Here is a 12,900-nt window from a genome sequence, read left to right as displayed (position 1 = left end):
ATTAAACATGATATTAGTTAGAACGCTTATTACCGCGCTAAGCCTGCTTTTTTTAACTACCTTTAGCCACTTATCTCAAGGCGCTGACGAATTAGAAATAGATGGCCTAGTGCTCGATCGCAGCATTAGTCGCTTTGGTCACCAGTTTTATTTTGAATTTTCAAACCTTTGGCGCGACCTACCCTCAACCGCTGGTTTTAATATAGAAATAAAAGAGACCGTACTTCCTCGGGCTGGCACAAAACTGACCTTAGTAATGAATAATCAAATTGTATATGTAACCTATTTAGGGCGTCGCTTGGAGCCTATTGATGAGCGTGTAGAACACGCTTTATACAGTGTTATGGATGCGATGGCGCGCTCTAATTTACATAAAGCTTCGCCCGATATGGCAAAAAATGGATGGTAAAATGGCCCCCGACTCAAGAAAATATATAACAACAACTATAATGATATTACTCCCCTTATCGGTATCTGCAACAGAGCTTGTGTATACCCCCATTAATCCAAGTTTCGGAGGTAGTCCACTCAATGCCAGTATGCTATTAAATAAAGCGCAAGCGCAAAATAAACATAAAGCACCAATAATTGAACAAAGCTACGCTGAGAAATTTCAAGATTCTCTAGAACGTACCTACTTAAACCGCATGGTAAGAGAGATCACTGATATTGCCTTTGGTGAAGATATAGATGAAAGTATTTTTAACCAAGATTCAATTTTTTTAAGTGGTGATTACGAAATTCAAGTGATCACCAGTACCGTAGATTCAATTACAGTGCGAATAACCAACACCACTGACAACAGTGTCGTGGTCATTGAAGTACCGAGGTTTAGCTAAATGAAAGCGCTATTTATTGCAGTACTTACCCTGGCATTATCCGCATGCAGTAGCATGGGCAATTTGATCCCACCTTCGCAACAGTTGGCCGCAAGTTTAACCCCCACTGAAACCTTTAAAGCACTTCAACAGTTACCAACACCTGCTGGCAGTATCGCCGTATCGGTATATTCTTTTCGTGATCAAACGGGCCAATATAAACCGCAAGGCAATGTTAGTTCATTTTCAACCGCCGTCACTCAAGGGGCTAATTCCATCTTAATACAAGCGCTACACGAATCTGATTGGTTTATTCCGGTTGAACGTGAAGGTTTGCAAAATATTCTGACTGAAAGAAAAATTATTCGTGCCGCCCAAGCCGAACAGCCAAATGCTGTTGAATTACCACCACTGACCACCGCTAAAATCATTTTAGAAGGCGGTATAATTAGCTACGACACCAATGTAAAAACCGGTGGTTTTGGCATGGAATATTTTGGCATCGGCGCGTCAGAACTCTACCGCGAAGATGCTATCTCTATTTACTTACGTGCCGTAGACGTTCGTACTGGGCAAGTATTATTGTCCGTAGCCACCAGCAAAAAAGTGCTCAGCCAAGAAATGCGCGCAGGGTTTTTCCGTTATGTTAGTTATAAACGTTTAGCCGAAGCCGAAGCGGGTTTTAGTGATAACGAACCGATGAGTATTTGCGTAACCCAAGCAATTGAAAAAGCCCTCAGTGATCTAGTCATCAAAGGCATTGATAAAGGCATATGGGCAACAAAGCGTAGTTGATAATTAACGTCTATCAACGCTGGCATAACGATTCTGATTTCTGGTTAGCTTATTCTATAGCTAACCATGAGATACAAAAATAGCAATAACAGGTGTTATATCTGTGTACCAGCACCGATATAGCACCAATCAAAAACCAACGTAATGTATGAAGAGTATTAGGGCTGCAATTACCGATTGAGTATTATATAAACAAAGGTTATGCGTACTCTCTGATCTGTTTGGCAAAAGCAGCGAGCTCACTGTCGTCGGCTCTTTCACAATAGTGAGAATATAAATTTCAAAAACATACCTGTTCTCCCCTCCCTCTAGCGCAGAGTCTAAAATAAGAGCAACTTTTTAGTGGCTACAATCAGCTTTGCAAGTACTTCATCAGATTGCGCAAAAGCATAACGACTAAGGTGCTGCTTAGGAATAACCACAGTTGCTCCTTTTGTATTTGGATAGATAGTCAGAAATACTAAATGCTTTCATCCTCCCAAACAGGGTCACAAGGTGCTTTACCTGAAACAATATCACAAAATATGCAGTTACTGATGCTCCATCCTACTGGTTATAATTGGGTGCATATTATGGTTGATCTGTTAGTCATGCAACGGTAATCGTACCGCCATATATCGCTGTGCCCAATTAGATAGCTCAATACGATTTCGTGAATTTGTTTTTTTAAATGCGCTATAAAGGTGTGTTTTTACGGTGTGATCACTGATATTTAACCGCTCTGCGATACTATGGTTATTCGCACCTTGCGCAAGTAAATAAACCACTGATTTTTCTCGTTTAGTCAGGCTTTTTAACACTTGATGTTCACTACCAGCATCACTGCTAGGTTGATGATCATAATGACTTACCATCGCGAGCACTTCATTAAATGTAGAAGAAATAATCTTGCGACTGAACCAGAGCTCATCATTAATGATCCGCATTAATCCGGTAAATACGTCCTCAGGAAGGTCATTGTTATAAAAGACTCCCTTAAAATTATTAAGTAACAAGTTTTTTTCACAAATAGCGTCAGAATGCGCATTAAACACAATCACAGGTTTCACTTTGGCTAAGGCTAATAAGTCTGCTGGTATTAAGTTTTGCCAATTGCAGCCGCTGCTATCAATTAAGAAAAGATCAAACTCATTGCGGTTGTCATTATGGGGTAGACTGTCGTCCATTTTTACTTTACTAAAAAATGCATCTAACGTTTTAATTAAGTATGGATAACACTGCGAACGGACAGGCATTTTAAAAACGGTTTTGATAAATACTGAGGTTGGTTGAATCATTGCATCTCGTCCTTGAAACATTTTGTTTACAATACCTAAAACAACTCCAATGTTCAACCTATTTCACTCAAATCTATTGATTTATAAAGAGAATAAAAAATTTAGACGTCTAGATGCTTGACTATCAAGCACCTTTCAACTAATCCATTTTAGTTATAAAAATGATTTAAATCAATACTTTATTATTAACTTATAGTTTGATTAAATAATAAAATCGTGAGGTTATAAACCAAAGCCTTGCTGCACTTTGTACTCGCCAGCTCTAGCCTATTTAAAGCCCAATAAAAACTGTACTTTTTTAGAGTAGATAGTGGTCAGTATTAAAAGTACTTTCTAGCACCAGTGAGCATTTGTGGCTATCCCATTGCAGGGAAGTCTCATTGAGGGAAGTAATCTTCCTAGTTTTAAAAAGTCACTCATAAGCTTATTATTACAAAGCCAGCGACGACTAAAATCTCAACCATAATCACACGCGGTTCTAATATTTCTATAGTAACTAGCTCGTTGGTGCTCAGGATGTAATTAGGCATACTTTAAATCTTCACGCAATGATTCTGGCCTCGGTGATCCTTTGCTTAGCTGGAAGCTTCGTTGATACGAATGTAAAAATGCTACGTTACTAATTCTGTTAATTTCGCTCTTGTGAGTAGTTTAACGCGAAAGTAAGAGCCACATGCCAACGGCCCTACAACAAGACGTTTCAGTATCTGTTTATTAAATGTCGGTAGCCAAGGAGTAGATATTTACTTTATTTGCTTCAAACTTGGTGGTAATGTAAATGGAATGTGACTATATGCAGTGCACCATCGTTTTTACGGTGTTGCTAATGATGAAAATGTTCAACAAAAAGATTTAGACTTTAACGCATTGTTTTAAACTATTTCTAAAGGCACTGCAGGTAATTGGAACACCGTATCAAATGATTTTAACAGCGATATAATTTTATCTTTGCTGTTGATTTGATGAGTACAAATTTATGCATTGTTTATAATGAAGCGAAAAAACACCACATTGAATTGCAAAATGACAACCATAACTGACGAGTTTTATAATAAATTTAAATAAAGTGGCAAAAAAATAGGATACATCAAGCCAAATTTCACACTAAAAAAATAACTATTAACTATCGAGGGAATGATGAGAAAAAACCTAATTATTTATTCTGCAATACTTATGCTGTGTGCGTGTGGGGGGTCGACTTCCACATCAGAAGCAGCCATCCCTGCTGGAAATGGCACTAGTGAGCCAATAAAATCAACGGATAATTTACCAATCCCCAATAACAGAGAATTAAGTAATTATAATATTCTAATTATTGGTAATAGCCATGTAGCCGGTATTGAATCTTTACTAACAGAAATATTTTCTCATGGTGACGCCAATAAAACGGTAAATATTGACACTCGCAATGGAGCATTTCTCGACACGATCGTTAATAACGAAAGCATTATTGAAACAATACAAAATAAACAATGGACCCATGTTATTTTACAAGGGCAAAAATACTCTCAAAGCCAGTCGGAATTTTATCCTATCGATGCCACTGTAACTTGGATACAACGAGCAAAAGCGATAGGTGCCACGCCAATTCTTTTTCCTGAACATCCACTGGCAGGAAAGCCACAAGATGCAATTTACGTACACGGTATTCATGTAGATATTGCTAAAGAGCAACATAGTTGTGTGGCCCCTGTAGGGTTAGCATGGAATCAAGCCTTCGAAATATCGCCTGAGTTAACCATTCATCAGGCTGACGGGAATCATGCAACAATGTTAGGTAAGTTGCTTTCCTCATTGGTGTTGTATGAAACCATAACAGGGAAGTCAGCCGATTTATTAACGTTTAGCGATACCTTACCAGGAGATGCAATAACACAAGCATTATTTGGCCAGGTAGCATCACAAGCGATTATTGACAATATCCCCTGTAATTTTTAAAACCTTAGCTATATCATGCTTTTATACTATTTAAAAGTATGAATATAGCTGGCCGTAACCATGTATATACTCATGAAAAGCTTTTATTTCACGCTAAAAAGAGAGCAGCAACATCGCTAAATATCTTTGCTTAATTGGCTGATAACAATCACTCTTAGCTGTTTTGTAGGAGTGTATTAGCAGACGATTACTCTCTCCTTTAAACCGCTATTCCATGTTCAGTATAAGGAACAAACTTATAATGACACCTATCTTCAATGCTAATAACAGAGATGGGGGTTATATTGCATCTATATTGCATCTGATTTATCAAAAGAATGAAAATTTAGATGTCTGATGCATAACGACTAAACAATTTTAAAGCCAATCCTTGGCTATTACGTTATTTTATTAAATGATAAAATCGAGAAGTCACTCCATTGGTCCAACCAAAGCCTTGCTGCACTTTGTACTCGCCACCTCCAGCTCTATTTTCAGGCTCATAAACATTGTATTTTTCGAGTAGACAGTGGTCGGTTTTAAAACTGTTTTCTATCATCTGTAACCAATTGCTCATGATGGTGTTTGCATCTGCAACAAAGCCATACTGGTGAAATCCGTGTACAGCAAACCACTGCAGTGGTGCCCAGCCATTAGGGCTATCCCATTGCTGGGAAGTCTCATTGAGGGTTGTTACTAATCCGCCTGGTTTTAAAAAGTCACTCATAAGCTTATTTTTAACCAACACCGCCTGCTCTTCGCTAGCACAATTGACAAACAATGGGACGGTGGCGGCAAGCGACAGCACTGTAGATTGTTGCTGGCTTTGATAATTAAAATCAACAAAAAACCCCATATCAGTACTGAATAAATACTGATTAATTGCCGCACGTCTTTGAGCTGCTTGTTGCTCAAAATACTGTTGCTTATTTGTATTGTTTAATACCGCAAAGTAATGACCCAGCTGTTTTTCAAGGTAATAAAGTAAACTATTGAGGTCCACAGGAATAATATCCGTGGTTTGAATACTGGTAAGCTTATTATTACCCAGCCAGCGACTACTAAAATCCCAACCAGACTCGCACGCAGCTCTAATATTTCTATAGTAATTAGCTCTTTGCTGTTCAGGAAGTAATGAGGCATCATGCAAATCTTCACGCAGTGATTCTGGCCGTGGTGTTGCTTGATCATCCCAGTAACGGTTAAGTAATGCACCATTTGCCATTTTTACTACACGCTTATGGCTTGATATTTGCTCACTCAGTAGCTCTGCCCCCTGCATCCAAAATGTATATTCTTGCTCAAGGGCAACAACGCAATCAGTTAACCATGCAAAGTCACTATTTTTACAGTATTTTGCTTGCCAAATTAAATCAACTATCAGCGCTAGAATAGGAGGCTGCGAGCGAGAACTATAGTAACTGCGGTTGCCATTGGGAATACAACCATTACGATTTTGCAGATCAATAAAATTAGCAAGCATGGCTTCGATACTGTCTATATCGCCAATATCTTGCAAACCTAACGCAGTAAAATAACTATCCCAATAATATATTTCTTGAAAGCGCCCACCCGGTACTATGTAGCTGTGTTTAAGTGGTAATAAAGAGCTGGCTTTAGCTGTGTCTGCATTGCGATGCAAATACGGCCATAAATTGGCAATATAGCTTTGCACACTATCGCTGTTGCTTTGCTGAGTTGGGAGCTCCGTTGATTCAAACGTAAAATGCTGTGCTACAAATTCTGTTAACTGTGGTGTAGTAAGTGGTTTAACGCGTAAGTAAAGGTCGCATGCTAACTGCCAACTATCATTAGCAATCGCATCAGCAAAAGTTTTACTGTCACTAAATATAGCCGCCAGTTGCACATCTAAAAATAATTGGCTATTTACAAAGTTCATATCGTTCCTTTTTCTGGCACTGCGCCTAAGTTTACTGTCATTTTTTTAAATAAAGTTACACTGATCAACAACAAGCTAATTGGGATCAAGGTAAGATAAAAGGCATGTTGGCCACTAAATTTATCAAAGATGAAGCCGGTAATTACTGAACCAGTGGTGCCGCCTAATGCTGAAAAAACCACGATAAGTCCGGTCATAGCTGCCTGCTGGTGAGCGGCTAACGCACTGAGCATCACAGAGTTAAGTAATGGGTAAAGAGGAGCCATAAAAAAGCCAATGAGCGGCAGCATGTATGCTGCAAAAGGCACATCAAATACACTCGTTACTTGGCTGCCATCAATTTCATGAGTCAGCGGTAAAACTAGTAGCACCAGCACGGCCATAGCAACCAAGCAACTTAACAACAAACTATACCAGCCAATAACGCGTAATATCTGCCCCGCCACTAGTCTACCTAGCGCCAGTGCTGCGGCAAACACACTGGCCAGTTGAATACTAATATCAACTGGCAGCTTAAGTACTTGATTATTAAAAGTAGGTAACCAAGTCCCTACCCCTTGCTCAATCAACACATACAAAAATGCACTGATAATAAATATAACCACTAGAGGTTTATAAGTGAGTGTTAGCATGTCAATAAAAGCAGCTAATTGACTGGTACGTAATGTTGCTTTTTGCGGAACTTTTATTGGCGCTATAAGCACTGTAATAAAAGCCATACCCGCTAACAAAGCCAGCAAATAATACACGTTCAACCATGCTGTATTTTGCGCATTACTACTATCAATAAACCATGAGAACACCCAATAGCCAGATAACACCCCAAGCATAAAAATACCTTCAATGGTGTTAAGCAATGCTGAGTGCTGATTGGCGTTATCAGTGACTTGGCCAATAACCGAGTAAACGGATACTTTCATAATCGCAAAGCTGCAACCAATCACAGCAAACAATACTTTGAACGCATAAAACTGTGCAATTGAGGGCATTAACAAGCACATTAAGGCAACCAACCCCAACGCTACAAGCATGGCCAGTTTATAGCCAAGTCGTGGAATAAATGATGCAACAATAAAAGAAACTATTGCTATGGTAAGGTCTTTATAGCCTTCTAAAACAGAAGCTTGCGTTTTTGTTATGTCAAAACTATTGATGGCTTGTAAAATTACGGTGCCAACACTATTGAGTAAAATAGCGAACACGAAATAGCTACACGCCAACGCTATGGTTATTCTTATTGGGTTCATGCACGTTAACCTGATGTTGATTTCTTTTAGCATAGTGTAGCGCAAAATAAAATGCAAACGTTTGCATTTTAAATTTCAAAATTGAGTTAACTCACCCTACAGATTATCCTTTGCTAGATTGACGATTAATTAATTCTATTTCAACAACTTGTGATTCAGCTGACTGACCTTGTAACTGCGCTAATAATTTTTCAACCAGTAATACTGAGGCTCGCTGAGTGTTTTGTTTAATGCTCGAAAGTGATGGGTGACTCACATCTGCCATGGCAATATCATCAAAACCAACTAACGCAACATCGTTAGGAATACTGATATAGCGCTCTTTTAACGCTTTCATAGCGCCTAGTGCCACCATATCGCTGCACGCCATAATGCCGTCGAAACATAAACCTTTCGCGACTAGTAATTGGTTGATCCCATGGTATGCTGCGCTACTAGTAATATCGATAGACACTACGTGTGCTATAGCGTTAGCCGTATTTAGAGCCGCTAAATAGCCACGGTAACGTTCGCCAATTTCAGCATGTCCTGGATCTCCCAAAAATACAATATTTTTAGCGCCACCTGCTAATAAGTGTTCAGTCGCAAGACGACCCCCAACAAAGTTATCACTGCCTACAATGGGATAATTACTGGGAGTTTTTGGGTCACCCCAAACAACTAAAGGCACGCCTGCATTAGCGGCGGCTTCAATGTTTGCCGGATCTTTGCCTTGCCCAACCACAATAATGCCATCAGCCCGACGGCTATTGATAAAGTAATTAGCCCAGTCATCACCGGCCATAAATGAGTTTGAGAGTAGAAGTTCTAGCCCTTGTTTATTCAATGCGAGGTTTATCTCTCCGACTACCTTAAGCAAAAAAGGGTCGTTAATTGATTGCTCAGTGCCACTGTCGAAATTTATGATCACTGCTACAACATTGGTTTTTTGTGAGCGAAGGCGGCTCGCAGCCGTATTTAAACTGAAGTTATGTTGCTTTGCTAACTGCTTTAATTTATCTCTAGTTTCTTTTTTTATCAATGGGTTATCATTTAACGCACGAGAAACAGTCGAGGTTGATACTCCAGCAAGCTTGGCTAGATCCGCTAACTTTAGTTGTTTGTTATTCATTGCTAAGTACGAAGCCTTCCTTAAATCGTGAAGTTGCAATATACCATCATTATTAAAATTAGGCTGCGCCAAGGCCTAAATTTAGTCATAAACATAACCGTGTATAAAAATAATACAGAAAGTTAAAAAAATAATTGCAAACGTTTGCATAAAGTTCTAAGGTTTAAAAGAACACAGCATTAACATTTCATTAAATTAGTTAGTGCTTTGTTATTTATAGTTTTTTAAATAACGAACAAAAAATGGGAATACCAACATGACAACAACACACACACCAAGCAAACTTGCTTGCGCTATTATTTTAGCGCTATCCAGTCAAACCGTGCTTGCAGATCAACCAGCAACAAGCGCGCAAACAACCACAGATAAAAAAGTTGAACGCATTGTGGTTTCTGGCACACCTGCAGGTATGGGCGTTCGTAAAATTGATGCCAGCTATGCTGTGACAAATATTGATGCTGAGCAAATAATTAAACTATCACCAAAAAGTACTGCGGACTTATTTAAAGCAGTTCCCGGTGTGTGGGTAGAAAGCTCGGGTGGTGAATCTGGCGCTAATGTATTTGTGCGCGGCTTTCCTGGTGGTGGTGATGCGCCATTTTTAACCCTAAGCCTTGAAGGTTCTCCTATTTACCCAGCACCAACATTATCGTTTTTAGAAAACTCATCATTATTTAGAATCGACGAAACCATTGAAACCATGGAAGCATTACGTGGTGGTCCAAACCCAGTGGTTTCTAACGGCCAACCGGGCTTAACAACCAACTTTAGATTAAAGCGTGGCAGCGAAGATACTCAAGGCTTATTTAAATACACCACCTCTGATTACGATTTGCAACGTGTTGATGCTGTTTTAAGTGGCGAAATCAGCGACGACTTATATTTTATGGTAGGCGGCTATGTAAAAAGCTCACCAGGTATTCGTGATGCAGGCTTTACCTCTGAGAAAGGCAGCCAGTTTACGGTTAATATCACCAAAGAACTCGATAACGGTGAAATGAATTTCTACACTCGCCAAACAGACGATCATGGCGCATGGTACTTACCAACACCACTCAATGTTAATGGCATTGATGCTGAATATACCCAACTTGGCACACTAAACCGCCAAGCGACCATTTATACCGGGCCAAATAATGACGCGCACCAAGTTGATATTGGCGATGGCCGCGGTTGGAATGGCCATGTATCTGGCGGTAGTATTAAACTTGAATTTGACAATGGCTGGAGTTTTTCAGACCGCTTTAATATCACCAAAGGCGATGCCAATACACTTGGTTTAGTGCCCGCAGGCTCCGCAACAACACTAGGTGAAGTGGCTGATAATGGTCAGTCTGCAACAGGCGCCGCGACAGGCACAACTTATGACAGTGATACACCCGTACAACAAGTGGGTCGTTGGGTGGTACTCAAAGAAATTAGTTCATTTACTAATGATTTAGCATTTTCAAAGCAATTTGAAGACCTCTCTGTTGCTGTCGGCTATTACACTGCAAGCACCTCTGCCAATGACTGGTGGAGCTTAGGCAATACGGCCTATCATGTTCTTGAAGCGGGTGGTGAAATGCTCAATGATATTACTTGTAATAAAAGCGCCGAAGGCTGTGACTTTAACTACGACATTAATTCATCAGGTGATGCACGCACTAATGCTTTTTATACCACGGCACAGTACAAGCTAAGCCAAGATCTCACTCTTGACGGTGGACTACGTTATGAAAGCCATGATGTACAGTACAGTGTTGATGAAGACCTTGACGGTATTATCACTAAAGCTGTTGATTACGATGAAAGTAAAACCTCATGGACAACCGGTTTAAACTATTCAATTAATGATGACATGGGCGTATTTGCTCGCGTTAACCGTGGTTATAAAATGCCATATTTTGATGACTTTAGAGATAATTTTGGCGCATACCAAGGGGGTGAAAAACTAATTAAAGAAGTCACTCAAGCTGAACTTGGCTATAAACTGATCACTCAAAGCACTGACTTTTTTGCCACTTTATTTACCAACGAAGTCAAAGGCGATACCTTTGTAAGTCGCCCGGGTGTGCCAGCTGAAATTTTAACCAACGAAGCGTATGGTGTTGAACTTGATTACAACTTTAATCATGAATCTGGCTTTTCTGTTAATTTAAATACCACATTACAACAAACCGAAATCACTGAAAGTCCAGAAAATAAAGGCAATGAAGCACAGCGCCAGCCTAAATGGCAAGTACGTGTAACACCAAGCTATGACTTTGAAGTAGACGGCATGTACGCCACACTCTATGGTACTTTGTCAGCAGTAGATGACCGCTTTGGTAATAATGAAAACACCGTGACACTTGATGGCTACGAAAAAGTTGACTTAGGTTTTATCCTTGAGCCAATGGAAGGGATCAAACTGCAATTAGCAATTGATAACTTAACTGACGAGCAAGGTATTACCGAAGGCGACCCTCGTAATGCTGACGCGCCCAATGGCCGTTACATTATGCCTCGTACAACACGCTTAAGCGTAAGCTACGAATTCTAACCCTCATCTCTCTGGATCAATACCCAAAGCCGTGGTGGTTAATACACCGCGGCTTTTTTAAATCACGTTTTGAACAAAAAGCTGCTCTTGCGACTCGCTCTCTTGGCGCTTTAAATAACTAAATATTATTAAAAAAGTCATAGCAATGCTTGCCGCTATAAGCGAGCCTAGCGTGGCAAAACGAAAACTAAACCACTGTGCAATTAAACCGGTACTGGCAGTGCCAAGCATGACCCCTACTTTAATGGCATTGCCATAAAAAGCAGAGGTAAAACCAATTCGTGATGGTAGCTGCTCTTGTAAAATAGTCAGGCCGATACCCGCAAAGATCCCATAAAAAATAGCATTTACACCTTGCAGTACAAAGAATTGCCATACTTGATCGGCAAAAAATACGCCAATATAGAACAAAATAGCGCAACTAAAAGCAAAACCTAACAAGGCTGTTTTAGTGATGCGTTTACTGAGCTTTGCGCTATACAACATCACAGGTATTTCAATTAATGCCACCATGCCCATAAATATTCCAGGCATATTATTAGCAAAGCCCAGTTCATTTATTGTATAAAGCGGTAAGGCACTGGCGTACATAATATTGCCAATTGAGCCAAAAGTTATAGCAGCACCTAAAGCCCAAAACGATTGATTGATCGGCTGATTTGGCTCAGCTTTTTTAGCTCTGTCGTTAGCATTAACACTGGGCAAAAACTTCATTGCAAAAATTAATGCCAACAACGCAAACGTAGCTGCGGTATAAAATGAGCGACTAAAGGCAACTCCTGATGCAAGTAAATAGCCAAGCGGCGGGCCTGCGACCCATGCAAATGAAATTGCCGCTCTAAGGCGAGTATTAAACTGGGTGATATCAATATGATCTTGCTCATCCGCCCACTGGCGAGCAATAGTCATAACTTGCGGTATCGCGGCATTGCCCATTGAAAGCAAGAGTACTCCGGCAGCAAATACCTGCCAAAAAGACGTTGCGTTAGCGAATATGATTAACGCCATCCCCATGCCAGAGACCGCAATCATAAACATCTTTTTAGCACTCACGCCCTTATCGGCCAATCCACCTAACCATTGGCTAAAGAGAATGCCCATCAAAGTGACACCTGTAGTGTACACACCCAAATATATAGGTGGGCTTTGTAAGCCTTCAACAATAAACAAACTCATTAGTGGATTAACAAATGCGCCTATTAAGCCCGTTAATAAGCTTAACAAGATAAATACCACACCATACTGTTTGAATATCGACTTCAAAAAACACCATACAGACACTAAAAATAAGCCGCGCATTATACGCGGCTT

Annotated in this window: 10 protein-coding genes; 5 read left to right on the top strand and 5 right to left on the bottom strand. The window is 40.0% G+C overall.

Annotated features, from left to right (window positions below; translation table 11 throughout):
• Nucleotides 1-7: 7 nt before the first annotated feature.
• From H5182_RS01800 to H5182_RS01790, 3 genes are read left to right on the top strand one after another with little or no spacing between them, the layout of a single operon-like run.
• Nucleotides 8-409: a curli production assembly/transport protein CsgE gene (locus H5182_RS01800; RefSeq protein ID WP_182759404.1), complete on the top strand. Its 402-nt coding sequence runs from the start codon at nucleotides 8-10 to the stop codon at nucleotides 407-409.
• Nucleotides 399-839, top strand: a complete 441-nt coding sequence (locus H5182_RS01795) for a curli assembly protein CsgF (RefSeq protein WP_145234528.1) — start codon at nucleotides 399-401, stop codon at nucleotides 837-839. Before H5182_RS01800 ends, H5182_RS01795 begins: the two co-directional genes overlap by 11 nt.
• The gene (locus H5182_RS01790; protein WP_145234530.1) at nucleotides 840-1,613 is read left to right on the top strand and encodes a CsgG/HfaB family protein; all 774 of its coding nucleotides are present in this window, start codon (nucleotides 840-842) and stop codon (nucleotides 1,611-1,613) included. It abuts the gene before it with no gap.
• 584 nt (nucleotides 1,614-2,197) lie between these two features.
• Here the strand turns inward: H5182_RS01790 and H5182_RS01780 are convergent.
• Nucleotides 2,198-2,890 (bottom strand): response regulator transcription factor, encoded by a 693-nt coding sequence (locus tag H5182_RS01780; protein ID WP_145234532.1) that lies wholly within the window; start codon nucleotides 2,888-2,890, stop codon nucleotides 2,198-2,200.
• A gap of 1,134 nt (nucleotides 2,891-4,024) precedes the next feature.
• Here H5182_RS01780 and H5182_RS01775 point away from each other — a divergent pair.
• On the top strand, nucleotides 4,025-4,828 hold the full coding sequence (locus tag H5182_RS01775; protein WP_145234534.1) for a hypothetical protein: 804 nt from the start codon (nucleotides 4,025-4,027) through the stop codon (nucleotides 4,826-4,828).
• A 382-nt stretch (nucleotides 4,829-5,210) separates the two neighbouring features.
• On the opposite strand, the gene H5182_RS01770 is transcribed toward H5182_RS01775, so the two are convergent.
• The 3 genes from H5182_RS01770 to H5182_RS01760 all read right to left on the bottom strand — a co-directional run bounded on the left by H5182_RS01770 (nucleotide 5,211) and on the right by H5182_RS01760 (nucleotide 9,065).
• Nucleotides 5,211-6,707, bottom strand: coding sequence for a trehalase family glycosidase (locus H5182_RS01770; protein WP_182759403.1), 1,497 nt, complete (start codon nucleotides 6,705-6,707; stop codon nucleotides 5,211-5,213).
• Nucleotides 6,704-7,954 carry a sugar MFS transporter gene (locus tag H5182_RS01765; RefSeq protein ID WP_182730808.1) on the bottom strand — a complete coding sequence of 417 codons (1,251 nt, stop codon included), beginning with the start codon at nucleotides 7,952-7,954 and terminating at the stop codon, nucleotides 6,704-6,706. The genes H5182_RS01770 and H5182_RS01765 overlap by 4 nt, the downstream gene beginning before the upstream one ends.
• A gap of 103 nt (nucleotides 7,955-8,057) precedes the next feature.
• Nucleotides 8,058-9,065 carry a LacI family DNA-binding transcriptional regulator gene (locus tag H5182_RS01760; protein WP_149981828.1) on the bottom strand — a complete coding sequence of 336 codons (1,008 nt, stop codon included), beginning with the start codon at nucleotides 9,063-9,065 and terminating at the stop codon, nucleotides 8,058-8,060.
• 256 nt (nucleotides 9,066-9,321) lie between these two features.
• Here H5182_RS01760 and H5182_RS01755 point away from each other — a divergent pair, with 256 nt between their 5' ends.
• A complete protein-coding gene (locus tag H5182_RS01755) occupies nucleotides 9,322-11,589 on the top strand; it encodes a TonB-dependent receptor (protein ID WP_182759402.1) in 2,268 nt (755 codons plus the stop codon).
• 57 nt (nucleotides 11,590-11,646) lie between these two features.
• Here H5182_RS01755 and H5182_RS01750 read toward each other — a convergent pair whose 3' ends face one another.
• The gene (locus tag H5182_RS01750; protein ID WP_220497065.1) at nucleotides 11,647-12,852 is read right to left on the bottom strand and encodes a sugar efflux transporter; all 1,206 of its coding nucleotides are present in this window, start codon (nucleotides 12,850-12,852) and stop codon (nucleotides 11,647-11,649) included.
• Nucleotides 12,853-12,900: the final 48 nt, after the last annotated feature.

Origin of the sequence: Pseudoalteromonas sp. SG44-17 (assembly GCF_014164235.1) — a bacterium.
Classification (GTDB): Bacteria; Pseudomonadota; Gammaproteobacteria; order Enterobacterales; family Alteromonadaceae; genus Pseudoalteromonas; species Pseudoalteromonas rhizosphaerae.
This window is presented reverse-complemented; position numbering and strand designations above follow the sequence as displayed.

Excerpts from the sequence above, each read along its gene's own strand:
- H5182_RS01800 (WP_182759404.1), top strand. The coding sequence starts at position 8 with ATGATATTAGTTAGAACGCTTATTACCGCGCTAAGCCTGCTTTTTTTA.
- H5182_RS01795 (WP_145234528.1), top strand. The coding sequence starts at position 399 with ATGGATGGTAAAATGGCCCCCGACTCAAGAAAATATATAACAACAACT.
- H5182_RS01790 (WP_145234530.1), top strand. The coding sequence starts at position 840 with ATGAAAGCGCTATTTATTGCAGTACTTACCCTGGCATTATCCGCATGC.
- H5182_RS01780 (WP_145234532.1), bottom strand. The coding sequence starts at position 2,890 with ATGATTCAACCAACCTCAGTATTTATCAAAACCGTTTTTAAAATGCCT.
- H5182_RS01775 (WP_145234534.1), top strand. The coding sequence starts at position 4,025 with ATGATGAGAAAAAACCTAATTATTTATTCTGCAATACTTATGCTGTGT.
- H5182_RS01770 (WP_182759403.1), bottom strand. The coding sequence starts at position 6,707 with ATGAACTTTGTAAATAGCCAATTATTTTTAGATGTGCAACTGGCGGCT.
- H5182_RS01765 (WP_182730808.1), bottom strand. The coding sequence starts at position 7,954 with ATGAACCCAATAAGAATAACCATAGCGTTGGCGTGTAGCTATTTCGTG.
- H5182_RS01760 (WP_149981828.1), bottom strand. The coding sequence starts at position 9,065 with ATGAATAACAAACAACTAAAGTTAGCGGATCTAGCCAAGCTTGCTGGA.
- H5182_RS01755 (WP_182759402.1), top strand. The coding sequence starts at position 9,322 with ATGACAACAACACACACACCAAGCAAACTTGCTTGCGCTATTATTTTA.